General features: G+C 39.5%; 27 protein-coding genes and 1 tRNA gene. 13 read left to right on the forward strand and 15 right to left on the reverse strand.

Going from position 1 to position 22850, the window contains the following annotated elements; genetic code table 11:
• The first annotated feature begins 34 nt into the window (after window positions 1-34).
• Window positions 35-1543 carry an adenylate/guanylate cyclase domain-containing protein gene (locus ABZP31_RS05985; protein ID WP_005025692.1) on the forward strand — a complete coding sequence of 503 codons (1509 nt, stop codon included), beginning with the start codon at window positions 35-37 and terminating at the stop codon, window positions 1541-1543.
• A 55-nt stretch (window positions 1544-1598) separates the two neighbouring features.
• Here ABZP31_RS05985 and fdx read toward each other — a convergent pair whose 3' ends face one another.
• The 8 genes from fdx to ABZP31_RS06025 form a co-directional block, all read right to left on the reverse strand.
• Window positions 1599-1937, reverse strand: a complete 339-nt coding sequence (gene fdx / locus ABZP31_RS05990; RefSeq protein WP_005405599.1) for an ISC system 2Fe-2S type ferredoxin — start codon at window positions 1935-1937, stop codon at window positions 1599-1601.
• Between the two features lie 17 nt (window positions 1938-1954).
• Window positions 1955-3814, reverse strand: a complete 1860-nt coding sequence (hscA, locus tag ABZP31_RS05995) for a Fe-S protein assembly chaperone HscA (protein WP_174498896.1) — start codon at window positions 3812-3814, stop codon at window positions 1955-1957.
• Window positions 3815-3851: 37 nt separating this feature from the next.
• Entirely contained in the window at window positions 3852-4367 is a 516-nt protein-coding gene (gene hscB / locus ABZP31_RS06000) for a Fe-S protein assembly co-chaperone HscB (protein WP_005014570.1), read from the reverse strand.
• An 82-nt stretch (window positions 4368-4449) separates the two neighbouring features.
• Window positions 4450-4770 (reverse strand): iron-sulfur cluster assembly protein IscA, encoded by a 321-nt coding sequence (gene iscA / locus ABZP31_RS06005; RefSeq protein WP_005014569.1) that lies wholly within the window; start codon window positions 4768-4770, stop codon window positions 4450-4452.
• A 34-nt stretch (window positions 4771-4804) separates the two neighbouring features.
• A complete protein-coding gene (gene iscU / locus ABZP31_RS06010) occupies window positions 4805-5191 on the reverse strand; it encodes a Fe-S cluster assembly scaffold IscU (RefSeq protein WP_005014568.1) in 387 nt (128 codons plus the stop codon).
• 68 nt (window positions 5192-5259) lie between these two features.
• Window positions 5260-6477 (reverse strand): IscS subfamily cysteine desulfurase, encoded by a 1218-nt coding sequence (locus ABZP31_RS06015; protein ID WP_005014567.1) that lies wholly within the window; start codon window positions 6475-6477, stop codon window positions 5260-5262.
• 1 nt (window position 6478) lies between these two features.
• The gene (locus ABZP31_RS06020) at window positions 6479-6952 is read right to left on the reverse strand and encodes an Rrf2 family transcriptional regulator (protein ID WP_005014565.1); all 474 of its coding nucleotides are present in this window, start codon (window positions 6950-6952) and stop codon (window positions 6479-6481) included.
• A 111-nt stretch (window positions 6953-7063) separates the two neighbouring features.
• Entirely contained in the window at window positions 7064-7708 is a 645-nt protein-coding gene (locus tag ABZP31_RS06025; protein ID WP_005025696.1) for a hypothetical protein, read from the reverse strand.
• Window positions 7709-7910: 202 nt separating this feature from the next.
• Between ABZP31_RS06025 and ABZP31_RS06030 the strand changes: the two genes are divergently transcribed.
• From ABZP31_RS06030 to ABZP31_RS06040, 3 genes are all read left to right on the forward strand, one after another.
• A complete protein-coding gene (locus ABZP31_RS06030; protein WP_005405581.1) occupies window positions 7911-8387 on the forward strand; it encodes a phasin family protein in 477 nt (158 codons plus the stop codon).
• Window positions 8388-8544: 157 nt separating this feature from the next.
• On the forward strand, window positions 8545-8817 hold the full coding sequence (locus ABZP31_RS06035; protein WP_005014561.1) for an HU family DNA-binding protein: 273 nt from the start codon (window positions 8545-8547) through the stop codon (window positions 8815-8817).
• 128 nt (window positions 8818-8945) lie between these two features.
• On the forward strand, window positions 8946-10817 hold the full coding sequence (locus tag ABZP31_RS06040) for a SurA N-terminal domain-containing protein (protein WP_248134216.1): 1872 nt from the start codon (window positions 8946-8948) through the stop codon (window positions 10815-10817).
• Window positions 10818-10872: 55 nt separating this feature from the next.
• On the opposite strand, the gene ABZP31_RS06045 is transcribed toward ABZP31_RS06040, so the two are convergent.
• From ABZP31_RS06045 to ABZP31_RS06065, 5 genes are all read right to left on the reverse strand, one after another.
• Complete coding sequence (locus tag ABZP31_RS06045; RefSeq protein WP_005025698.1) at window positions 10873-11364, reverse strand: GNAT family N-acetyltransferase; 492 nt, start codon at window positions 11362-11364, stop codon at window positions 10873-10875.
• 91 nt (window positions 11365-11455) lie between these two features.
• On the reverse strand, window positions 11456-12655 hold the full coding sequence (locus ABZP31_RS06050) for an acyl-CoA dehydrogenase family protein (RefSeq protein WP_005025699.1): 1200 nt from the start codon (window positions 12653-12655) through the stop codon (window positions 11456-11458).
• A 31-nt stretch (window positions 12656-12686) separates the two neighbouring features.
• A complete protein-coding gene (locus tag ABZP31_RS06055) occupies window positions 12687-13979 on the reverse strand; it encodes an acyl-CoA dehydrogenase family protein (protein ID WP_367156936.1) in 1293 nt (430 codons plus the stop codon).
• A gap of 222 nt (window positions 13980-14201) precedes the next feature.
• On the reverse strand, window positions 14202-15575 hold the full coding sequence (locus ABZP31_RS06060; protein WP_005025702.1) for an AarF/ABC1/UbiB kinase family protein: 1374 nt from the start codon (window positions 15573-15575) through the stop codon (window positions 14202-14204).
• A 217-nt stretch (window positions 15576-15792) separates the two neighbouring features.
• Entirely contained in the window at window positions 15793-16095 is a 303-nt protein-coding gene (locus tag ABZP31_RS06065) for a hypothetical protein (protein ID WP_005025703.1), read from the reverse strand.
• A 187-nt stretch (window positions 16096-16282) separates the two neighbouring features.
• Here ABZP31_RS06065 and ABZP31_RS06070 point away from each other — a divergent pair, with 187 nt between their 5' ends.
• The 3 genes from ABZP31_RS06070 (at window position 16283) to aroC (ending at window position 18901) form a co-directional block, all read left to right on the forward strand.
• Window positions 16283-16657, forward strand: a complete 375-nt coding sequence (locus tag ABZP31_RS06070; protein ID WP_016801264.1) for a hypothetical protein — start codon at window positions 16283-16285, stop codon at window positions 16655-16657.
• A gap of 129 nt (window positions 16658-16786) precedes the next feature.
• Window positions 16787-17797, forward strand: a complete 1011-nt coding sequence (prmB, locus tag ABZP31_RS06075) for a 50S ribosomal protein L3 N(5)-glutamine methyltransferase (protein ID WP_017401065.1) — start codon at window positions 16787-16789, stop codon at window positions 17795-17797.
• A gap of 12 nt (window positions 17798-17809) precedes the next feature.
• The gene (gene aroC, locus ABZP31_RS06080; RefSeq protein ID WP_005025706.1) at window positions 17810-18901 is read left to right on the forward strand and encodes a chorismate synthase; all 1092 of its coding nucleotides are present in this window, start codon (window positions 17810-17812) and stop codon (window positions 18899-18901) included.
• Window positions 18902-18935: 34 nt separating this feature from the next.
• On the opposite strand, the gene ABZP31_RS06085 is transcribed toward aroC, so the two are convergent.
• Window positions 18936-19415: a CinA family protein gene (locus ABZP31_RS06085; protein WP_005025709.1), complete on the reverse strand. Its 480-nt coding sequence runs from the start codon at window positions 19413-19415 to the stop codon at window positions 18936-18938.
• A 264-nt stretch (window positions 19416-19679) separates the two neighbouring features.
• On the opposite strand from ABZP31_RS06085, the gene ABZP31_RS06090 reads away from it, so the two are divergent.
• From ABZP31_RS06090 to ABZP31_RS06115, 6 genes are all read left to right on the forward strand, one after another.
• Entirely contained in the window at window positions 19680-19913 is a 234-nt protein-coding gene (locus ABZP31_RS06090) for a hypothetical protein (RefSeq protein ID WP_005014533.1), read from the forward strand.
• A gap of 234 nt (window positions 19914-20147) precedes the next feature.
• Window positions 20148-20591, forward strand: a complete 444-nt coding sequence (locus tag ABZP31_RS06095) for a hypothetical protein (RefSeq protein ID WP_005025711.1) — start codon at window positions 20148-20150, stop codon at window positions 20589-20591.
• A 14-nt stretch (window positions 20592-20605) separates the two neighbouring features.
• On the forward strand, window positions 20606-21157 hold the full coding sequence (locus tag ABZP31_RS06100; protein WP_005014531.1) for a M23 family metallopeptidase: 552 nt from the start codon (window positions 20606-20608) through the stop codon (window positions 21155-21157).
• Between the two features lie 98 nt (window positions 21158-21255).
• On the forward strand, window positions 21256-21450 hold the full coding sequence (locus ABZP31_RS06105) for a hypothetical protein (RefSeq protein WP_005014529.1): 195 nt from the start codon (window positions 21256-21258) through the stop codon (window positions 21448-21450).
• Window positions 21451-21536: 86 nt separating this feature from the next.
• Window positions 21537-21613 (forward strand) — tRNA-Met (locus ABZP31_RS06110).
• A gap of 249 nt (window positions 21614-21862) precedes the next feature.
• Window positions 21863-22072, forward strand: coding sequence for a cold-shock protein (locus tag ABZP31_RS06115; protein WP_005014527.1), 210 nt, complete (start codon window positions 21863-21865; stop codon window positions 22070-22072).
• 75 nt (window positions 22073-22147) lie between these two features.
• On the opposite strand, the gene ABZP31_RS06120 is transcribed toward ABZP31_RS06115, so the two are convergent.
• Window positions 22148-22828 carry a DUF421 domain-containing protein gene (locus ABZP31_RS06120; protein ID WP_005025716.1) on the reverse strand — a complete coding sequence of 227 codons (681 nt, stop codon included), beginning with the start codon at window positions 22826-22828 and terminating at the stop codon, window positions 22148-22150.
• Between the last annotated feature and the right edge of the window lie 22 nt (window positions 22829-22850).

Consider the following 22850-nt stretch of genomic DNA (forward strand, 5'->3'; position numbering starts at 1 on the left):
GGTATGGTCTTCACGCAGTCACTGGAGAGCGGGAGTGTCGCTAAACCGTGTAACAGGAAAGCAGCATCCTTTACATTTCGAGTTTATACATCGATTAATTGGTTATCTCATGCTGTCTTTGACAGTGGTGATCTATTATTTCACCGCTCCAGAGACCAATTATCAAATTTATCTTCCATTTGCTTTTTTGGGGATTTTACTAGTAAGCCGGCGCCTAGAGCGTTGGTTGAAGTACCGCTTTGACTATAAAATAAAAAGAAATATATTATTCTTACTAGATGTGATTGTTGTGGCCACTACATTGGCTGCTGTACACCTGAGCTTGACCCTTACTTTTCTGGCTATCTTTGGTCTGGTTTACACATCAATCAATAATAAAATTTCTTTTTTGATGGCTTCGGTTGCTGCCTTACTGAGCATAATTATTTTTTATTTTCATAGCCTGTTTGTCTTTGGCACTCTCCAGTACTTTGAAGTTACTTCACCAGAACTGACAGTCATCGGTTTATTATGTCTCATCATTTTTATTAATTTAGGTAATTATTATCAGAATCAGCATATTCAAAAGCTCGATCAGCAGCGTCTTTACTATTTTGAACAAATGAACCGTTATATTGAGTTTGCAAATCAGTTAAGCCGCTATGCACCTTTACAGCTCTGTCAGCAGATTATGAATGGTGAAGTAGAGGCTAAAATTGAATACAAACGAAAAAAAATGACAATCTTTTTTTCAGATATTCAAGGATTTACTGAACTTTCTGAAACTCTAATTCCTGATGATCTGGCATTTTTATTAAATGAATATCTGAGCCATATGACAGATATCGCCAAGCAATATGGCGCTACCGTTGATAAATTTATGGGTGATGCCATACTGATTTTCTTTGGTGATCCAGATAGTCAAGGCGTAGAGCAGGACGCGAAAACTTGTATCGAAATGGCAATTGCTATGCGTCAGCAGATGAAGTTATTACGTGAACGTTGGAAAAAAATGGGATATCCGGCCTTACATATCCGTATGGGGATCAGTACAGGATATTGCCATGTGGGTAATTATGGTGCTGCTCATCGTATGGCTTATACGATTGTGGGTCGAGATGCTAATCTGGCTGCACGTCTACAATATGCCGCCGAGATTGATGAGATCCTGATTGCGGATGAAACTTATAAACTGATCAGAAGTGAATTTCTGTGTATTCCTAAAACACCTATTTATTTAAAGGGATTTCAGGAACCTGTCCGTACTTGGCAAGTTATGGAAAAATTCTCGGTACATCGGCTTGAGCATCAGCAATGGTTTGATTATGAATATAAAGGATTTCATCTGATTCTTAATCTGGAAGAAGTAGAAAACTTTGAATATAGTGAGCTGGTGGAAGTACTGGAGCAAATGATTGAGCGCATCCGTACCCAGCAAAAATTAACGAATTCTCATGGCGTAGCTAAGCTTAATCTGGCTGATGAAATCAAGCCGGTCGAGCAAGAACATGTGAATACCTCAAATCGTAAAAATTTTAATGATATGAAGGTTGATCAGTTTTAAGCTCTTGTTATTAATTGTTCATATTAAAAAAGCCCCTTATGCAAGGGGCTTTTTTTTAGTGATTTTCAGAAGCGTGGTTAATAGTGTATTTAGGTATCTCAATTTCCAGATCTTCCTCTACCACTTTTACCTGACAGGAAAGTCGAGAGTCAGGCTCTAGTCCCCAAGCACGGTCTAGTAGATCTGCTTCTACATCATTCATTTCTTCAAGGCTGTCGAACCCCTGCCGTACAATGACATGGCAAGTCGTACAGGCACAGGACATATCGCAGGCATGTTCAATTTTGATGCCATTTTTCAATAGGCTTTCACAGAGATTGGCATTGTGTTCAACTTCAAACTCGGCACCTTCTGGGCAAATTTGCGCATGCGGAAGAACTTTAATACGTGGCATAAGTCATTACCTGTTTTCTAGTTTGAGTTTGACCAATCATCAAGTTTAGTACCTTTTAATGCATGATCAATATGCTGATTCATACGTAAGGCTGCGAAAGTATCACTATGGACTTTGAGCTGTTTAACTGCCTGCTCAATTGAATGAATATCATTTTGCTCCAATTGGCCTTTTAAAGCATTTTTTGCAGCCTGAAGTTCGGTTAACTGGTCTTTGGATAAAAGCTCGGCATCAACCTTTAATGCTTGCTCCAGTGCTTCCAGTTCACGTTGTGCTTCTACTTTGGTTTCTTGTAAGTGCCGTAAATCTTTATCTTCTTCAGCATATTTGAAACCCTCAAGGAGTAAACGTTCAGTATCTGCTTCTGAAAGGCCATAAGAAGGTTTAATATCAATTTTGGCATTTACACCAGACGTAGTTTCTTTGGCACTTACTGTTAGCAAACCATCCGCATCCACCTGAAAGGTAACTTCGATACGGGCCTGTCCGGCAGTCATAGGCGGAATACCATGTAATACAAAACGTCCCAAACTGCGGCAGTGTTCTACTAGATCACGTTCACCTTGCACGACATGAATCAGCATAGCAGTCTGACCATCTTGATAAGTCGTAAATTCTTGACGGCGAGCTACCGGAATAGGGGTATTACGTCCAATCAGACGTTCTACCAGTCCACCCATGGTTTCAAGACCAAGCGATAATGGTGTAACATCTAACAATAATGAACCTTCTTGAGTATTACCAATCAGTTGGTTCGCAGTAATAGCTGCACCAATTGCCACAACTTCATCCGGATTAATAGTACAAAGCGGTTCCTGATTGAATACTTCTGCAACAGCACGCTGGACTGCATAAGAGCGAGTAGATCCCCCAACCAATACAACATTCTGAATATCCGATAATTCAAGTTTAGCATCACGCAAAACACGTTTACAGACGCTAATCGTTTTATCCAGTGCAACTTTAATAATGCTTTCAAAGGTTGGGCGGTCAAGCTGTAAAGCATGGTCTAATATCGTCAACATCGTCGAATCAGCATCTGTTAACGCTTCTTTTGCCCGACGTGCAGCAAATAATACCTGTGCATATTCCTGATTATTGAATGTTTCAATATTAAGTTCTTTTTTTGCCCACTTTACAATTAACCGATCCAGATCATCACCACCTAAGGCTGTATGGCCTCCAGTAGCCAGAACTTCAAATACACCTTGACTGAAACGTAAAATTGAAACGTCAAAAGTGCCGCCACCTAGGTCATAAATCACATAGTTACGATCAGTTGCAAGATTGGTTGCCTGATCTAAACCATAAGCTACAGCTGCTGCTGTAGGCTCATTTAATAAACGTAAGACATTGAGTCCGGCAAGCTGAGCTGCATCACGGGTAGCCTGACGTTGAGCTTCATCGAAATAGGCCGGTACGGTAATGACTGCACCATTTACCGGATTTTGTAAGCTTACTTCGGCACGGCTCTTTAATTGCTTTAAAATATCAGCAGAAATCTCAACAGGAGTTTTACGGCCTTGTACAGTTTCAAAGGCAGGCATCTGACTGGCTTCACCCACCAATGTGTATGGGTGCTGAAATTTAATATCTGTCTGTGAGCGTCCCATGAAGCGCTTAACAGAAATAATGGTATTTTTGGAGTCACTAGTAACAAAAGGCTTGGCCTCTTCGCCATAGTGAGTCGAATCTAAGCCGTAATGCACAATAGATGGAAGTAATACACGACCTTGTTCGTCATTCAGTACTTTAGTTTTTCCTGATAATACGGTCGCGACAAGCGAGTGCGTGGTTCCTAAGTCAATTCCGATTGCAATACGGTGTTCATGTGGCGCACTTGATTGACCCGGTTCAGCAATTTGCAAGAGAGCCATGTATTAAATCCCTTGTAAACAAGTAATAAAAATAAAATTAATAGTCATCATCTAAATCAAAGCTGTCATCATCTAACAACTGGTCTTCAGCTTTATCAATGTCATGCAGAACTTTCTGAAAGAAACGCAGTTTACGCACAGTATCACGTGCTTCAGCCCAGTCTTCTTCCTGATAATCAATCTTGAATTCACGGACCAGTCCATCTATCCATTGTCTGACTTCTTCTTTGAGTGTTTGAAGCTGCTCAGTATCGGTAGCTTCATCTAGCTGTTCCCGAATTTCCAGAGCTGACTGCAAGAATTCAAAATCATTAATAGATTGGTCAAGATGATAGTCCTGCTTTTTTAAGGCCAGCAAATAAGCTGCACGGCTATCAACCTGTGATAAAACTTTGTATGCCTGATTGATTTCACTTGATTTGATCAGTGCCTGATCTTTATCTGTGGCTTTATCTGGATGATACTGTTGCTGCAATTTTAAAAACTGATTTTTTAAAATTGCCAAATCAATATCGAGTGCTACAGGAAGATTGAACAACTCAAAGTGATTCATGAAAGATGATTTCCAGGCTGGTAAATGCAGTTAAAACAGTGCTAGAAGCACTGTTTTAACTTCGATACATGAGAAAGGTAATTTAGACTGTGAAAGATTCGCCACAACCACATTCACCTTTCTGGTTCGGGTTGTTGAACTCAAAGCCTTCATTTAAACCATTTTTTACATAGTCCATTTCTAGACCATTCAGGTAAACCAGGCTTTTAGGATCTACGAAGACTTTTACACCGGCCTGGTCAAAAACTTGATCATGTTCATTAATATCATCAACAAATTCAAGAACATAAGCCAAACCGGAACAACCAGAAGTTTTCACACCAATACGAATGCCTTCACCCTTACCACGGTTCTGCAGGTAATTTCGAATATGAGTTGCAGCAGTTTCAGTTAAGTGGATCATGAAAACTCCATTAATTTATCTAGGATACGTCTAATCAGGCTTGAGATTTCTTGCTACGATAATCTTCAATAGCTGCTTTAATCGCATCTTCTGCCAATACAGAGCAGTGAACTTTAACCGGCGGTAATGCGAGTTCAGTCGCAATATCAATATTCTTGATCGCTTGCGCCTGATCAAGAGTCTTGCCTTTTAACCATTCGGTAACTAAGGAGCTTGAAGCAATAGCAGAACCACAACCATAAGTTTTAAAACGTGCTTCTTCAATTACACCGCTATCGTTCACTTGAATCTGAAGACGCATAACGTCACCACATGCTGGTGCACCCACCATGCCAGTACCTACATTTTCTGCGTTTTTATCTAACACGCCCACATTACGGGGATTTTCGTAATGATCAATTACTTTTTCGCTATAAGCCATGATGCTTCTCCAAACCTCGGGGTCAGCCTTAATATTAATATGAGGGTAAAAACACTTATTTCAATAAATCAGTGTTCAGCCCATTCAACTGAAGAAAGGTCGATGCCTTCTTTATACATATCCCAAAGCGGAGAAAGTTCACGTAATTTCTCAACAGCAGCTTTGGTAATTTCCAATACGTGATCAATATCTTCTTCAGTTGTATATTTGCCGAAACTGAAGCGGATAGAGCTATGTGCGAGTTCGTCTGACAAACCTAGTGCACGCAGTACATATGATGGTTCGAGGGTTGCAGAAGTACAAGCCGAACCACTTGAAACTGCAGCATCTTTAAGTGCCATCATTAAGGATTCACCCTCAACGAAATTGAAGCTGACATTTAAATAGTTGGCAACGTTCTGAGTCGGGTGACCATTTAAGAAAACTTGTTCAAGATCTTGCAGACCATTCCAAAGCTTGTCACGTAATACACGTAGACGTTGCTGTTCAGCTTGGAGGTTTTTACCTGCCAGTTCGAATGCTTCACCCATACCAACAATTTGATGTGTTGGCAGAGTACCAGAACGCATACCACGCTCATGACCACCACCATGCATCTGAGCCTTTAGACGTACACGTGGAGTACGGCGTACATAAAGTGCGCCCATACCTTTAGGACCATAGATTTTATGAGCTGAAAAACTCATCAAATCAATTTTCATGGTAGAAAGATCAATTTCAACCTTACCAGCTGCCTGTGCAGCATCTACATGGAAGAAGGTTTTATTGGCACGGGTCAATTCACCAATAGCAGCAACATCAGTAATGGTGCCGATTTCGTTGTTAACCATCATTAAAGATACAAGAATAGTATCCGGACGAAGAGCTGCCTGAACCATTTCAGGCGTAATTAAACCTGTTTGTGGCTGTGGTTCCAGATAAGTAACTTCAAAACCTTGCTCTTCCAGCTCACGGCAGGTATCAAGTACAGCTTTATGTTCAATTTTGCTGGTAATAATGTGTTTGCCTTTGGAAGCATAGAACTGAGCTACACCTTTGAGCGCAAGGTTGTCAGATTCTGTTGCACCCGAAGTCCAGACAATTTCACGTGGATCAGCTTTAACCAGATTGGCCACCTGCTCGCGAGCGTATTCAACTTTTTCTTCTGCCTGCCAGCCATATGCATGTGAGCGAGAAGCTGCATTACCAAAAGTACCATCAAAGGTTAAGCATTCCATCATACGTTCAGCAACCTGTGGGTCAACTGGCGTAGTTGCTGCATAATCAAGATAAATTGGACGTTTCATGTCAAATACCTGTAACCGATAAAAGAGCTGAATCAAAACCTGGTGCGTTTTGGCGAATAGCAACGGTCTGTACGTTGTCACGGGCTACAAGATCAGCCAGAGTGATTTTCGCAAGATAATCGGCAATGTGATGGGAGAGTTCTTGCCATAAATCGTGAGTCAAGCACATTGCACCATTTTGACAGTTACCCTTATGGTCGCAGCGTGTTGCATCAACAGTTTCATTTACAGCTTCAATAATTTCTAACACAGTAATTTCATCTGCAGTTCGTGCAAGGTGATAACCGCCATTAGCACCGCGAACACTGGAAACTAAACCATGACGCTTCAATTTAGCAAATAACTGCTCAAGGTAAGCGACTGAAATAGTTTGGCGGGCAGCAATTTCTGCTAGCGTGATCGTTTGTTCAGTTGGCTGCAAAGCTAAATCAAGTAGAGCAGTCACTGCGTAGCGACCGCGAGTGGTTAAGCGCATGACTCGATACACATGTTGAGACTAGATATATAGATTTTAAGAATCCCGACTAAAATAGTCAAGTTTTTTTACGGTTAATTGTAATGTTTTAAAACCTAAGTAAAAATATTTTTATTTTGGCCATAAAGTATATATCAATAAAGTAATAAAAAGCAGGCTTATAACCAATAAAGATAGCTTTAAATATTTGTTTTTTTGCTCAATGCGCCGAATACGGCTTTTATGCAATTTTACTTCCACCAAAAGTGAGTTAATTTGTACTCGCTGCTGGTCAATTTTTTCAAGTAGAGGTGCAATACGTTTTCTTGATGCAATGACTTCATCTTCTTGAGGGGCTTCTTTTAACCACTGACGCCAGTCAGCAAATAGTTTTGGTACACTAAAGTGTAAAATAAGATCACGAAACTCGTCACGTAATAAAGGATCTCCTGCAATACGCATGGCTTTAATACTACGACGATTACCGAAAATAATGATGCGTAATAAATCTAGCAGGGTAGAGTTAATCTCTAAATCAACCGGCTTTACAGGAGCACGGCTGTCAAAAAGCAGACCATGAGGACTAAACTGTACATAAAAATCAAAATAGGGTAGATAACTATTAATTTTAAGTACGATTTGCTTTTCAACAAATTTTTTGGCGTGTACGCGAACGACCCGATCATGCTTCAACACAAAAGAAAAAACCGTTTCCAGTACGATCATCACAATGGTGAGCAACAAATGATGATTTGTTCTTTGTTGCGACTCGCTCATATATCTTTATCCTTTAGTATTTAATAGAGCGTCCCGTCTCTAACCCGAACTGAGACTGCTGCATACTCTTAATAATTTACTGATTTAATGTGCTTTGTAGAACAGTTTAATCAAACGATCAAGCCCGGGCGTTGTTATTATAGGGCTATTTTTGTAGCTAAATGCAGTATAATGTTTATAAAATATTCAGGAGATTGTTTAAATGGATAATACCAAAACGGATCTGGTTGAAGAAACAACATTAGATAGAAAAATTCCTGGAACCAAGAACAGTACAAGAAGCGGCCGAAAGTCTGCTCTGGATTTCAGAAAATATACTAAACAGATTTGGCTAGCTGGCTTGGGTGCATTTTCTCGTGCTGAGGAAGAAGGAAATAAATTATTTGACTCACTGGTCAAGGTTGGAGAAGAGCTGGAATCTAAGACATCAGATTCTGCTGAAGCTGGTAGTAAAATAACTGAACCCTCTCGAAATCCGGTTCATGAAATAAAGGATGGCGTAGAAAAATCTATAGATCACAGTATTCAGAATTCATTAAGCAGGATTGGACTGGCTACTACTAAAGATATTCAACATCTGGAACAGTTAATATTACAATTACATCATAAGGTTGATGTTTTAGTAAAAGAAAACCAGATATTGAAAGAACAAGAGTTGAAAAAGCAGTCTGAATCTTAACTTTCCTAATTTTTCAACATTTTTTTAGCATTAATTTTTGCGAAATCTTATTTTTCAGTATTGCGTTTTCCCCTTAAGCATTGCTATAAAGGCGTCATGGCCTTTTAAACTACAGCCTTGGTTCTTAAACAAACGATATCAAGAGGACGTTATCTTCATGAATAAATCAGAATTAATTGATGCGATTGCAGAAAAAGGGGGATTGTCTAAAACTGATGCTGGTAAGGCATTGGATGCGACTATTGCTTCAATTACAGAAGCGCTTAAACAGGGTGATACTGTAACTCTAGTGGGTTTCGGTACTTTTGGCGTGAAAGAACGCGCGGCTCGTACTGGTCGTAACCCTAAAACTGGTGAAGAATTACAAATTAAAGCAAGCAAAGTGCCTAGCTTTAAAGCAGGTAAAGGCTTAAAAGATTCTGTAGCTTAATCTTTTGTGGCTCAAGAACGCGCCAGAAGGCGCGTTTTTTATTAAAATGAAGAAAAGCCTGGCTTTATACATTCATTCACTTGTGTTTTTCAGTTAAAATCCCTTCGAAATAAAATATTGGAATACTTATGGAATCTTTTCGTAAAGTCATAAAGGGTTGGCTTGGTATCGTCCTGCTAATTTTGTTTTTGACCCCTTTAGCATTTGTAGGTATTGAAGGATATTTTAGCGGGGGTAATAAAGAAAATGTCGCTGCTACAGTAAACGGGCAAGAGATCTCCAAAAAAGAACTAGAGTCACTGACTAAATCTTATAAAGAACAATATTTAAACTTTGTAAATGGCGATGAGACCTTGCTGAATCAGCCTTTTATTCAGCAAACGGCACTGGATCATCTGATTGCACAGAATCTGATTTTACAGCAGACTGAAAAACTGGGTATTTCTTTAAGTGATGCACAAATTGAGCAGATGCTGGCCCAACAGCCAAGCTTCCAGCAAAATGGACAATTTTCTCAGACATTATATGAGAACTACTTGCGTTCTGTCGGGCTAACCAGTCAGGGCCTGATTGCAAACTTGCGACAAGACCATGCTTTAAAAATGTTAAATAGTACATTTGTAGATTATACGCTGGTCAGCAAAGTTGACATGAATCAGATTGCTAACTTGCAGACTGAGCAACGTACATTATTCCTGTCCAGCATTCCGCTAGATGAATATAAAAAGAATATTCAGGTTAGCCAGCAGGACATTGCTAACTATTATCAGAAGCATAAAAACAGTTTTAAGCAGACGGCTCATTTAGATGTGGATTATATTGTGTTGTCACCCGAACAGGTAAATGCTAAAGCAGCACCTGTTACGGATGCTGAGTTGCAGCAGGCTTATGCAAATTTTGTCGAAGCTCAAAATAAGAATGCAAAGCGTGAAGTTAAGCATATTCTTATTGCAACTTCTGATACCCGAAATGAAACCCAAGCGCAGAAACTCGCTAACGAGGTTTATGCAAAGATTCAAGGGGGGATGAATTTCGCACAGGCAGCTGTACAATATTCAGATGATACGGACTCTAAAACGAAAGGCGGCCTGATTGAGAGTTACCAGACAGGAATTTATTCTGAAGCTTTTGATAAAGCTGTTCTGGGTTTAAAAGCAAATCAGATATCTCAACCCGTAAAGACTCAATATGGTTATCATATTATTCAGGCACAAACACTTGCGCAGAATATTCCTTCGTTTGAAGCTGAAAAGAGCCGTCTGGCTGCTGAAATTCAAAAGTCTAAAGTTGCAAATTTGTTTACTGATACGGTAAACAGTTTAAATGAAATGGTTGTTAGTAGTGATTCACTTGATGTGGTGCCTCAAGAAATCAAAGGTACACGCATAGAAACAGTTAAAAATGTTGGTTTAAATACTCGTCATCCAGTTTTAAATGACCCAAGTGTGAAAACCCGTATTTTTAATGAAGATGTTAAAAATGGCGATCGTAATGTAACTAGCAATCTGCAACTTGCTACAGGGGAAGCAGTTTGGGTTAAAGTACGTGACTATCAGCCTGAAGGAGTTCAGTCGCTAGCTCAAGCTACTCCTGCAATTAAAACTAAAATAATTGAGGAAAAGGCTGCCGGTTTAGCTGCCGCGAAGCTTAAAACCATGCTTGATGAATTTAAAACCCAACCAGCTCAACAGGTTTTAGCTAAACATAAAGTAGCTTTCCAGAGCGCTGGTACATTTACCCGTTCTCAAGGCTTAAAGCGCGAAGTCGAACGTGCTGCTTTTAGTGTAGCAGCCCCAAAAGCAGGCATGTGGTCTGTAACTACAGCAGCCTTGCCTAATGAGCTGGTATTGGTTGCTGTGGCAAATGTTAATAAAACCACTTCTAATGCTTTAACACCGGAACAGCTTCAGGAGCTAAGTAAGCTCTATCAGCAGTTACGTGGGCAGCAGGAGCTGGAAGATTACACCCAATATCTAAAATCTAAAGCTAAAATTAAATAGCCTTTAAAATAAAAAAAGCACTTCGGTGCTTTTTTTTATTGATCAGCTTTTTATATTAATAAGCCAGTTTTTTCGCCATCCATATTTCACAAGCATTACTATGTCCTGTATTACCTAAAGGCTGATCAAGACGTTCGAATCCTAGTCGTTCATAAAGTTTGACAGCTTGATATAAGGTGGCAGTTGTTTCCAGATATATTTTCTGGAAGTTTTGCTGTTGTGCAAATTCAAAACATTGTTGTAAAAGCTGTTTGGCCAAACCGTATCCTCGAGTTTCAGGAAGAAAATACATTTTCTGGATTTCCAGAATTGAAATATCTCCCTGTAGCGGTGCAATACCGCCACCTCCTACTATTTTTCCCTGTGTGCTCTCTACTATCCAATAGCGACTGTTGGGTTCTTGATAAATCTGATATAGATCATCCAAGATGGGATCGGAGACTGCAAAACCTGCATCACTGGCAAGGCCGAATTCCTGAGAGACAGTACGGATAATTTGGGCAATAGATGGATTATCTTTAGATTGAATAAGTCTTAAATTAAACATATTGGAATTAGTCAGAACTTAAAAAGAAGACAGACTGTTATAACAAAAAATCAGTTAGTTGTAAGTCTGTCTCTCTATAAGCGGATCTTTGCTATTTAAGTTCGCTGGAAGTTTTTCCTAACTCGCGCCGGGCAATAATCAGCTGTTGAATCTGCTGAGTACCTTCAAAAATATCCAGAATCTTTGAGTCACGTGCCCATTTTTCTAACAGTTCGTCTTCCCCATAACCTACGCTACCTGCAAGCTCTACACATTTTAGTGTAATTTCATTACCAATTCGACCTGCTTTAGCTTTGGCAATTGATGCTTCTTTTGAATTCGGTTTCTTGTTGTCTGCCATCCAGGCAGCTTTTAATGTGAGTAAACGTGCTGCTTCCCACTCCGCCTCCATTCTATAAATCTGTGCAGCGAGATATGAAGTTTGTAAATAAGGTGTAGCATAGTTCTGGTCAAGCTGTTCTTTAAAAATTTCCTTGATACGTTCCAGAGAAGCCCGGGCACAACCTACTGCCATAGCAGCCACCAGCGGACGTGTATTGTCAAAAGTTTCCATCACTCCAGCAAAACCTTTCGCTATATCAATATCCGGATTTCCAAGTAAGTTTTCAGCTGGTACACGGCAATTAATAAAACTGAAAGCCGCTGTATCTGAAGCTTTTATTCCTAATTTATGCTCTAGTCGTTCTACTTTCATACCCGCTGTACCTTTCGGTACCACAAAAGATTTGATTGCTGCACGGCCGAGCTTAGGGTCAAGCGTAGCCCAAACTACAATTGAATCAGCACGCTGGCCTGATGTTACAAAGATTTTTTCACCGTTCAGTATATAATCTGTTCCGTCTTTAATTGCTGTAGTTCGGATTGCTGCAGAGTCAGAACCACAATCCGGTTCGGTAATGGCCATTGCAGCCCACATCCCTTTAAAGCGTTCTAACTGTGAGTCATTGGCCACTGCTGCGATGGCAGAATTTCCCAAACCCTGACGAGGCATACTGAGCAATAGTCCTGTATCGCCGTAACACATTTCCATAATGCCCAGAGCTGTGGACATATTTACACCATTTTTATTACCCTGTATGTCGGCGCCACGTTTTCCGACTGCTGCACCTGCATTCAGTCCTTCGCCCCCTTCATTCATTCCATCGATGAGAGAGGCAATCATATCCAGTTCTTTAGGGTAGCTGTGTTCAGCTTTGTCATACTTACGAGAAATAGGACGTAATACATGTAAAGCAACCTCTCGAGCTTGCTGTACCATCAGCTTATACTTTTTTGGATTCTGCAAATTCATTTTTTAACCTTTTTTATAATAATGGGCTGATTTAAGCGTGTAAGCCAGAATACAAAATCGCTGTGGCTCGCAAGTCCCGATACCAGCGCTCTACCGGATATTCCTTGGTAAAACCGTGGCCTCCTAAAATCTGTACACCATCAGTACCAATTTTCATGGATTTTTCTGCACATAAAAGCTTTGCCAGATAAGCCTCCCGGTGAAAGGGTTCTCCTGCTTCTGCAAGGCTGGCGGCATTCCAGAGCATCATGCGCATTGCCTCAATCTCAATGGCCATATCTGCAATTATAAAAGCGATACTCTGACGATGCGAAATAGGCTCACCAAATGCCATACGCTCATTTGCATAACGAACACAGTAATTTTTTACAGCCTCACAAGTGCCGATAGCCAGTGCGCACCACATCAGCTGGCCTAAATCTAGAAAAGCGCTATAGTCAAAGTCTTCATCTCCCAGCCGCTCAGCAGGAGTTTGATTAAACTTTAATGTGACAGTTTCACAGGCTTTAAGTCCCATGGCAGGACATTTTTTATAACTTACCGTACTATCGCGTATTGCTACGAATACATCAGCTTGTCCATTATAGTCAGCACTCACAAGGAGCAGATCAGCGGTTTCACCTAAGAGGACCAAGGTTTTTTCTCCAGTAATATAAAACTGCTGATCTTTAAAAACAGCCTGAGTATCTAGCTGAAAAGGGTTAAACGCCGAAGAGTTTTCTTGAGTTGCAAAAGTAGCCTTAAGATCATTGAGGTGGTTAAAAGCGGTCAGGTATTTAGCCTGAACCTGTTCAGAACCCCAGCGACTCAAGGCATTAATTGCACTAAAACCAGAAAGTAGCCCAGCAGCCAGACTGAAATCTCCTCGACCAAGCTGTTCTGTAATCAGAATATTGCTAACAATATTTAAATGGTCTGCTACTCCTCCAAGTGCTTCAGGCAAAGCATATTCATTAAGTCCTAGGTCTTTCGCGTGTTGCCAGATTTCTTGAGGAAAAGTCTCATTATGATCAGCGCGGGCTGCCAGAGGGTAAAGTATCTCCTGTGCAAATTGGTGCATACTTTCAACGAGCATCTGTTGTTCTTCACTCAAGTTTAAATCAAACAGGTTTTTTCCTTGAGGTGATAAGCGCTGTTTTTTTAGTGACTGACTTTTAAAAAACTTTTGTGATTGGCTTAAACTTTTAAAACCAGCTTTAGAGCCTTGGTAAAGTGTCTTTTCAATGAGCTTTCTCAAGTTAAACTGATCAATTACTTCACTACCTGCAATTCGGGTAATCAGTGATAGGCCTAGCCCTTGTGCTTTATTCATCATTTTTGTCATATATTTTCCAGCAGTTTTTTATCGTTATGCGGGATATGCTGACATAGCTTATGATAAAACACCATGTCAGATATGACAGAAGTTGATTGGCTCTATTAGAGTATAATGATTATAGTATTTAAAAATTAAATATTTGAAATTTATTATTTATTTTTATAGATTTTATGGTGAAAAAAGCAAAGAATTGACCGGATTGACATGAAGTCATCCGGCCGGCTGTATTTAAAGGTGGTCACGAATCATTTTGCGCACATTGGTTTTAGCATTAATCACAGTCATAAAGGTATAGGCCCCGATAAATTTACGGCTGATAAACATAAACTCTTTTGGCGGTACGCTAAAATAGCGTGATGCCATTGATCTTGATGCCTGTTGCATTACGCGTGCATGAAGCTGGCTTTTCTTCCAGTCATAACGTTCCTGCTCATCCATAACATCTGGTGGTAAGTCAGGATTATTTTCTGTACTGCTGAAGGCTTCTGTAGCCAGCAGAAAAACTTTTGCCATATCAGGTTTGATACTTTGTGGAATAGAGTCAAAAAACTCATAACCTGTCATCGCCTCTACCATAGCTGTCGAGTCATGGTTATAACCTGCCTGGATCAGATTGCGCGCTACACTTAGCAGGTGCTCATCAAACTGCCGAATTGCCCCAAAATCGAGTAAAATAATCTTGTCTGCAATATCTGCGCCATTGCCGAGACGGACCAGATAGTTTCCAAAATTTGGATCAGTCTGCATCTCGCCCCATTCAAAAATTTCACGTACTGCAATTTCTAGCGAAGCTTCACCCAGTCTGTTACGACGCTCTTGGGGTAATGACAGCATAACTGGGCTGTTAATGGGTACACCACGTTCAAATGTCATGCAAAGGACTTGGGGAGCACAAAACTCATCTACAATTTGAGGAACAATATAACGTGGATCATCTTTAAGCCGCTCAGCAAAGCGCTGAGTGGTAGCCGCTTCTATACTGTAATTTACTTCGCGATGCATCATGTCCCGGACTTCATCAAACCACTGATCAAATTCACGGGTTTGCGGTACCATCCGGGTCAGTTTAAGCATGTTTTTAAAAAGGCTCATATCCGAGTCAATCGCGTCAGCCACTCCGGGATACTGAATTTTTAATACCAGCTCTTGACCATCAGATTTTCTTATTGCCCGATGCACCTGAGCTAATGAGGCTGTACCTATAGGCTCATGGTCAATCGTAAGCTGATCCAATTTAGAGCCTAATTGGTCTTGAAGATGGGCTTTAATAGCAGGCCAAGCTAAAGCAACAGTCTGGTTATTTAAGGTATTTAAAGCCTGTGTAATCTCTTCAGGCAAAAAGTGTTCACCATAAAGTGCCATCATTTGGCCAATTTTAACAATTGATCCCTTTAGCTTGCCAATTTCAGAAACCAGATAGTTCGCCTGATCTGTCATGGCTTTTTTACGTTTCTTTTCTTTTTCTTCATCACTGGCAAAGAAGGAGCCGGCATTAGCTGTTGCCCAGCGGGTACCAGCAAGTAATGAGGCTTTCGCAATCGATAAGCGTCGGTCCATAGAGGAAGTTTTTAAATTCTTAAGCTTATCGTTTTGATGTGTCATGAAAGTAAAATCCTTTAGGAGTCGGCCTGATGAGCAATTTTAACCAATATTAACCGTTATCCGCGTATTAAAACAGTTGGACTTAAGGAACGGAGAGTTAAAAAATGCTAATAGCGGAACAAAACATACTTAAGTCACTAAATAGCCTAAGCATATACTTATATAATGATATTCAATGAAAAAGTAAATCTGGCACTCTATTTCAAAAGTAGAGCAATTATCGATATTGAACTTTTAGGGGATGGCGCTGGTTCAGTAAAGTTTTATTACGTATCAAATGCTGTATGATCAAAGCTTTTACACTCTCATGCATAAACCCTAAAGCATAACCTTTTACAATGATTATACTGGGTAAAGTAAAGAAAAAATAACGTGCATCTTCTAAATTGGGCTCTGTAAATACATGATATTCAGCCAAAACTTGCTGAAAGAACAGTTTTTCATGTTGGACTTTGACCGACTGCTCGTCATTCCAGTAGGACTGACGCATAGCCAGTAAATTATTATGCTTGTAACTCATGGTAGAAATATAACAGAAGAACGTATAATAAAATATGAGGACAGTTCTTTAAGATTCAATATGGAGAGTGATAAATTGCAAAAGCAGAATTTCCCGATATATTTTTAAATTTTTATATCGAACTTAAAGAATTTTATGAAAAATCAAAACTAAGCGTTGCAACTGGTATTTAGTTTGGGGAACAAAGATGCGATTAATATTAGGGTCAGGACTTATCTTGATTTCAGCTCAGGCAGCTGCCATTGCTCAGCAAGGTTACTCTGAAACTTATACGCGCTGTATAAACCATGCGTATGGACAAACTGAAGTATTGCAGAAGTGCGTCGATCAGGAGTTAAAGCAACATAAAAAACGATTAAAGAAAAGTTATCGTGACTATTACAAGGTAAGTGGTCAGCACCAGGCAAATGTGATCCAGCAATATGAGCTTTGGGAGCGCCGTGTTCAAAGCCAATGTTATACAGCTATGGATAATCAGTTTGGTCGTCTACAACAATCACGTTGTATATTGGCGCAGGTGATTGAGCAGGCTAACTACTATGGGACCAGATATATTCCTTAAGCTATACTTCTATAACAGATAAAAATAGCCTCCCAAAAATACCGCTTTTACTGAGACAAGCATTATAAAAGCCTGCAAAAAACGGTATCATAAGGCCATTTTTGAAAAGTTGAACTTGGAGAGCCCTGAGTGGAGCGATCGACCATTAGCCCTGAACATTTACAGGAAGCTGCCGAAAATTTAACAACAATTCGTGATTTCATTCGTTTTGGTGTCTCTGCCCTGCGTCAATATGATGCACATCTGGGACAGGGGACTGAAGATTATTTTGCAGAAAGTTCAGCATTGGTATTACAAACGCTCTCTCTAGAATGGGCAGCCAATCCTGAAATCCTGGATGCAAAACTTTTACCAAGTGAAAAAGAAGAGTTTTTAAATCTGCTGGCGCGTCGTGTTAATGAGCGTATTCCTACTTCATACTTGTTAAATCTGGCTTATTTTTTTAATAAACCTTTTTATGTTGATGAACGGGTCTTAATTCCACGTTCACCGATTGCAGAATTGATTGAGAACCGCTTTGCTCCATATTGTCTTGATGAACACGGCCAGTTACGGGAAGCTCATAATAATCTTCCAGTAAATTCAGATCCGCAAACGCCGCGGCGTATTTTAGATATGTGCACAGGTTCTGGTTGCATTGCCATCGCACTGGCTTATGCGTTCTCTGAAGCAGAGGTTGATGCAACCGATATTTCCAAAGAAGCACTTGAAGTGGCTGCCATTAACACTGAGCACCATAATATGCAATATCAGGTTGCCTTGATGGAATCGGATCTTTTCTCAAAAATTCCAGCAGAAAATCAATATGACCTGATTGTTTCTAATCCGCCATATGTTGATGCTGAGGACATGGCTGACCTGCCTGAAGAGTTTCTGCATGAACCTGAGCTTGCCTTGGCTGCCGGTCAGGACGGCTTGGACCTGGTCCGTAAGATGCTGTCTCAGGCTGCAGATTATCTGACTGAAGATGGTCTGATTGTGATTGAAGTGGGGAACTCAGAATGGGCAATGAAGCAGAATTTTAATACGGTAGATTTCCACTGGCTCGAGTTTAAAAAAGGCGGCTCAGGTATTTTTGCACTGACTGCCGAGCAGTGCCGTCGCTATCAGCAACTGTTTCAAGAATCTGTTGAAGTATAAGGAATATGAAGCATGGCGGGTAATAGTATTGGGCAACTCTTTCGTGTAACCACCTGTGGTGAGTCCCATGGAGTTGGCCTCATGGCAATTATAGATGGTGTGCCTCCAGGTATTGAGCTATGTGAAGCAGATTTGCAAAAAGATCTCGACCGCCGTAAGCCAGGAACTTCAAAGTTTGCCACCCAACGTAAAGAGCCTGATCAGGTTGAAATTGTTTCGGGCGTCTTTGAGGGTAAAACAACAGGTACATCGATTGGTTTGCTGATCCGTAACACTGACCAGAAGTCTAAAGACTATGGCAACATTGCTCAAACTTTTCGTCCTGGTCATGCCGATTATACTTATACTCATAAGTATGGTTTTCGAGATTATCGGGGCGGTGGGCGTTCTAGCGCACGCGAAACAGCAATGCGTGTGGCTGCCGGTGCAATTGCCAAAAAATACTTGGCAGAAAAATTTGGTATTGTGATCCGTGGCCATGTAACCCAGATTGGGCATGAAAAAGCTGAAAAACTGGACTGGAATGAAGTTGCTAATAATCCGTTTTTTTGTGGTGACATAGAAGCAGTTCCACGTTTCGAGGCGCTGGTAACCTCTTTACGTGAACAGGGAACCAGTTGTGGGGCGAAATTGGAAATTATTGCTGAGAACGTTCCGGTAGGCTGGGGGGAACCAGTATTTGACCGTTTAGATGCAGATATTGCCCATGCCATGATGAGTATTAATGCTGTAAAAGGTGTTGAAATTGGTGATGGTTTTGCCGTAGCTGGACAGTTTGGGCACGAGACTCGTGATGAACTGACTACAGAAGGATTTCTGGCAAACCATGCAGGCGGAATTTTAGGCGGGATTTCTAGCGGCCAGCATATCCGGGTAGCAATCGCACTAAAACCTACCGCCAGTATTACGACGCCAGGTAAAACGATCAATCTGAACCGTGAAGATACCGATGTGCTGACCAAGGGTCGCCATGACCCATGTGTGGGCGTACGTGCAACACCAATTGCAGAAGCAATGCTAGCTATTGTGCTAATGGATCACTATCTCAGACATCGTGCACAAAATGCAGATGTGATCCCTCCCTTTAAACCAATTGCCCCATAAACTTTAAATAAAGAGCCCCAATTACGGGGCTTTTTTATCGTTGAATGATTTGTATGATCTCTTGAGCAACCAGCTGGGTAAGTTGGTTCAATTTTGCTGTTGGCGTACCTTCCAGAAAGTATTTAAACTCATAAAGATGATTGTGATCAGAAATTGCAATAAAAAATGTACCCACCGGTTTTTCAGATGAAGCACTACCGCCTGGTTTTAGAAGTCCTGTACAAGCAATAATTATATTGGCGCCTTTAAATAATTTATGACCTTGGATTGCCATGGCAGCTGTAACTTCTGCCGATTCAGCTGTGTATTGTTCAATAAGCATAGAATCAACTTTTAAAACTTCAATCTTGATACTTGGGTCATAACTGACTAATCCTCCTAACAGGATATCTGCGCCGCTATTTTTAAAAATAGAAAACTGACTGGCCAGATAGCCAGAGCTGGCACTTTCAATAAATGCGATTTTTAATGCCTGTGTTTCAAGTAATGCGCAACATTTTTGAATTATGACCATGCTTATAGCTCTAGTTCTTATTTATTCTTAATTACTATATCTGAAAAACCACCTGATTCCACATTAAAGGAAACTGGCTTTAATTGAGTAATTTAGGTCGTAGAACTTGAATCATAAAGTCTTTTTAATGACCTTTAAAGGATTCTGTTGGGTTTTATAGCTTAGTTGTTGCTTTAACAGGCACTAACTACTAAAGATGCATTTCTTAAAGGAAGAAAACCTGTTAAAACTAAAAATAAAGTGTGTAAAGAAGACAGGCCTTTTATGAAAACAATAGTAAAGTACATTGTGTTAAAAAGTAAGGAGTATCAATTAGGCACGCCGTTATTTGAAGAAGAACTAGATGTGGGGAGCCAGTATTTTGACCAGATTCCAAAAATTATTAACTATCAGAATCATGACTTTTGTGTAAAGTCTAAAGAGCTCAGCCGTAAACAAATTTTTGATGATTTTGAAGAATCACAAGTTATTATTGTTAAAGTAATTGCATTAAATTGAAATTGTATAAGGCAACAGTAATGTTGCCTTTTAACTTCTATTACTGAAAAAATTATTAATAGTTTTAAGAAGGTAAATATAAATTTTCATCGCTGCAATCTTTAAATTTGTAGTAACTGAAACATGAAAAGAACAAATTATACTCATATTAAAGATTAGTAGACCAAACAAGAGTACTTAGTTGATATAAAAACATCAAAAATATATATCCCTTCTCTGCTTATAGGGAATATCATGAAATTTAAAGAAATACTTGATCTGCTGATCGATCCGGAACGTACTGGATGGATAGGCGTAAAAAAAACCAATAAATTTTTTAAATATGAAAATATCTATTTAGGTATTCATATCGGTGATAAAGCCATTATTGATATGAGTCTGGTACCTCATGGAGTAAGAGAATGTTATTGTCATTTTGAAAAAACAGGCTTCAAGCTAAAGATTATTTACACTTTTGAAGCAGACTTGGAATATGATCATAGAATACTCTCTAAGCTTAATATTTTTTGTTTTGATGGCGTAGGAGGACAGCAAGCGATTATTCCTGATCTTGACACTGAGCAGGCGCCTATTGAGTTTAAAAAAGCTTTAATAGAACTCTTAAATACAGATAAAAAAATAAGGAAATATATCTTGAATCATATTGATTTTCATCCAAAAAAAGCTTGTACAAACTAACTTTTTGTAGATATATGAGAAAATATATACCCTGTTTAAGTATACTTATATTAATCGCTAGTTTAGGGCTGATTTCCGGATGCCAGCCACCTGCCTCTGGAGAGTCCGCTGGTTTTCGTTATCCTTTTCTTTATAGTCAGCTCATGAACAAAAAGTTATCTGGCCAACTTCCTGTGCCTGTAGAAGGGGTAACAAGGAAACAACTGCAAGATACTTGGGGAGCTGCTCGAAGTGAAGGTAGAAAACATGAAGGAATCGATATATTCGCTAAACGGGGGACACCTGTGCTTAGTACAACTGAAGGTATAGTTAGGCAGGTGGGTACTAACAATCTTGGTGGACAGGTAGTCTGGGTAACTGGTCCTGATTTAACTCATCATTATTATGCCCATTTAGAGAATTATGCTGAAAATATCACTGCGGGGGATTGGATCGAAGCAGGTGAAGTGATTGGCTATGTGGGAAATACAGGGAATGCGCGCGGAACACCGCCACATTTACATTATGGAATTTATATAAATGGGCAGGGAGCAATTAACCCTTATCCTTATTTAGAACCAAACTGAAAAATGAAGTCAAACAGAGAAATTTAAAATTAATTCGCTTAAAATGGTGTCTATAGATACACTTATTAAGTGATTTTTCATTGAAAAGAGATGATAAAATGGAAAGTGGATTAGTTCAGCTTGTGGATTCTTTAAAACTTGAAAAGGAAGGGTGCGAGCCTATACTGTTAGAGCTGGGCACTGTCCTGAAAGTAGTCTATCGTACTTCTGATATTTATCTAGTCAGTACAGACGATGGCTTTACTTTTACACTTGCAGCGAGTCAAGAAGACAAGGTGTGGAAAAAAGTATAAAAGTCAAATAAACCTACGATATTTTATAATAATTAAAATATAAATTGACCTATACCAATTTAAGGCGTATAAAGCTAACTCATTGATGCGGGATGGAGCAGTCTGGTAGCTCGTCGGGCTCATAACCCGAAGGTCGTTGGTTCAAATCCAGCTCCCGCTACCAATAAAAATTTAAGGTTTATAGCCCAGTCTTCTATGATTGGGTTTTTTTATTTTTAAAATATGGGTTGCTAATCTAAAGGAAACCTGTATAATTGCCGCATAACTAGAAATATAGTTTTGTTTCAATAATCTCTCAGCTCGCAGTTTTTTATTAAATCCTTCGTCTTTATCAGATTTTAGTCTCATATATTATTTTCAAGTTATCCTAAGAGTTAAAGACTCTATTTATTTAAAAATTCAGGATTATATTATGTCTAATGTCGTAAAAGGTACAGTGAAGTGGTTCAACGAGACTAAAGGTTTTGGCTTTATTCAACAAGAATCAGGTCCAGATGTATTTGCTCACTATAGCGAAATCACTAACCAGGGTTTCAAAACTTTATATGAAGGCCAGCAAGTGCAATTTACTGTAGTTGACGGTAAAAAAGGCCCTCAAGCAAGCAACATTACTTTAGTGTAATAGCTCGTCTGCCTTAAATAATAAAAACCCATCTTTTGATGGGTTTTTTTATACAACCAACTTTACTTTAAAATATTAAACTGACGTGCGACTCGTTCTTAAAGATTCCGCCCAGTCACTATGGTGACAACGTGGACAACTCTGATCTATCTTGGTCAACATTCTGGTTTCTCCGCATTTCATGCAAGAGTAAAAAGTATTTTCTTTAAGAAGTGTAGCTTTTTGATAAGCCTTTGGAAAAATTGGAAGTCCCCATTTTATATCCTTCTTCTCAAAGAAAAGTAAGCTTAATGCTCCATCTGATTCTAATAGGGCAGTTCTGATCTGACCTAAATGTTCTACATTCTGCTGGCGCATTTCGGCAAAAAATTCATCATGAGAGAAAGTCTCTTTTTCCAAATCCTTAAAAACTAGTTTGCCATCTTCTACTACACAAAGGGGTAAGCCTTCTAGCAATGCTTCTATTTTTTTATTTTTTACCATACTCCAAGTCGTAATCCGATATAGCAGTAGAATAGTAACGACTACTGTAAACGTTTGTATAATCGGCAGTTCCTCCATAAACATCGGATCACCAGCTGCCGAACCCAAACACAAGATTATTGCAACTTCAAAGATTGAGAGTTGCCGTATGCCACGTTTGCCTGATAACCGCAGGAATATAATAATAATTAGATACATCACTACGCAGCGAATGATGATTTCTAAAATAAATTTCCAAGACGTATCTCGTATAAAGATATCTGCAAAATCCATTTTAATTTTTGCCTACCTATAT

This window comes from Acinetobacter sp. FL (assembly GCF_040744925.1).
Classification (GTDB): Bacteria; Pseudomonadota; Gammaproteobacteria; order Pseudomonadales; family Moraxellaceae; genus Acinetobacter; species Acinetobacter radioresistens.

Coding starts and splice junctions, on each gene's coding strand:
- ABZP31_RS06015 (WP_005014567.1), bottom strand. CDS start 6,477: ATGAAACGTCCAATTTATCTTGATTATGCAGCAACTACGCCAGTTGAC.
- hscB (WP_005014570.1), bottom strand. CDS start 4,367: ATGAATCACTTTGAGTTGTTCAATCTTCCTGTAGCACTCGATATTGAT.
- ABZP31_RS06035 (WP_005014561.1), top strand. CDS start 8,545: ATGAATAAATCAGAATTAATTGATGCGATTGCAGAAAAAGGGGGATTG.
- fdx (WP_005405599.1), bottom strand. CDS start 1,937: ATGCCACGTATTAAAGTTCTTCCGCATGCGCAAATTTGCCCAGAAGGT.
- iscA (WP_005014569.1), bottom strand. CDS start 4,770: ATGATCCACTTAACTGAAACTGCTGCAACTCATATTCGAAATTACCTG.
- ABZP31_RS06030 (WP_005405581.1), top strand. CDS start 7,911: ATGGATAATACCAAAACGGATCTGGTTGAAGAAACAACATTAGATAGA.
- ABZP31_RS06060 (WP_005025702.1), bottom strand. CDS start 15,575: ATGACACATCAAAACGATAAGCTTAAGAATTTAAAAACTTCCTCTATG.
- ABZP31_RS06115 (WP_005014527.1), top strand. CDS start 21,863: ATGTCTAATGTCGTAAAAGGTACAGTGAAGTGGTTCAACGAGACTAAA.
- ABZP31_RS06055 (WP_367156936.1), bottom strand. CDS start 13,979: ATGACAAAAATGATGAATAAAGCACAAGGGCTAGGCCTATCACTGATT.
- ABZP31_RS06025 (WP_005025696.1), bottom strand. CDS start 7,708: ATGAGCGAGTCGCAACAAAGAACAAATCATCATTTGTTGCTCACCATT.
- hscA (WP_174498896.1), bottom strand. CDS start 3,814: ATGGCTCTCTTGCAAATTGCTGAACCGGGTCAATCAAGTGCGCCACAT.
- aroC (WP_005025706.1), top strand. CDS start 17,810: ATGGCGGGTAATAGTATTGGGCAACTCTTTCGTGTAACCACCTGTGGT.
- ABZP31_RS06105 (WP_005014529.1), top strand. CDS start 21,256: ATGGAAAGTGGATTAGTTCAGCTTGTGGATTCTTTAAAACTTGAAAAG.
- ABZP31_RS06020 (WP_005014565.1), bottom strand. CDS start 6,952: ATGCGCTTAACCACTCGCGGTCGCTACGCAGTGACTGCTCTACTTGAT.
- ABZP31_RS06085 (WP_005025709.1), bottom strand. CDS start 19,415: ATGGTCATAATTCAAAAATGTTGCGCATTACTTGAAACACAGGCATTA.
- ABZP31_RS06070 (WP_016801264.1), top strand. CDS start 16,283: ATGCGATTAATATTAGGGTCAGGACTTATCTTGATTTCAGCTCAGGCA.
- ABZP31_RS06090 (WP_005014533.1), top strand. CDS start 19,680: ATGAAAACAATAGTAAAGTACATTGTGTTAAAAAGTAAGGAGTATCAA.
- ABZP31_RS06065 (WP_005025703.1), bottom strand. CDS start 16,095: ATGAGTTACAAGCATAATAATTTACTGGCTATGCGTCAGTCCTACTGG.
- ABZP31_RS06100 (WP_005014531.1), top strand. CDS start 20,606: ATGAGAAAATATATACCCTGTTTAAGTATACTTATATTAATCGCTAGT.
- ABZP31_RS06095 (WP_005025711.1), top strand. CDS start 20,148: ATGAAATTTAAAGAAATACTTGATCTGCTGATCGATCCGGAACGTACT.
- iscU (WP_005014568.1), bottom strand. CDS start 5,191: ATGGCTTATAGCGAAAAAGTAATTGATCATTACGAAAATCCCCGTAAT.
- ABZP31_RS06045 (WP_005025698.1), bottom strand. CDS start 11,364: ATGTTTAATTTAAGACTTATTCAATCTAAAGATAATCCATCTATTGCC.
- ABZP31_RS06120 (WP_005025716.1), bottom strand. CDS start 22,828: ATGGATTTTGCAGATATCTTTATACGAGATACGTCTTGGAAATTTATT.
- ABZP31_RS06050 (WP_005025699.1), bottom strand. CDS start 12,655: ATGAATTTGCAGAATCCAAAAAAGTATAAGCTGATGGTACAGCAAGCT.
- ABZP31_RS06040 (WP_248134216.1), top strand. CDS start 8,946: ATGGAATCTTTTCGTAAAGTCATAAAGGGTTGGCTTGGTATCGTCCTG.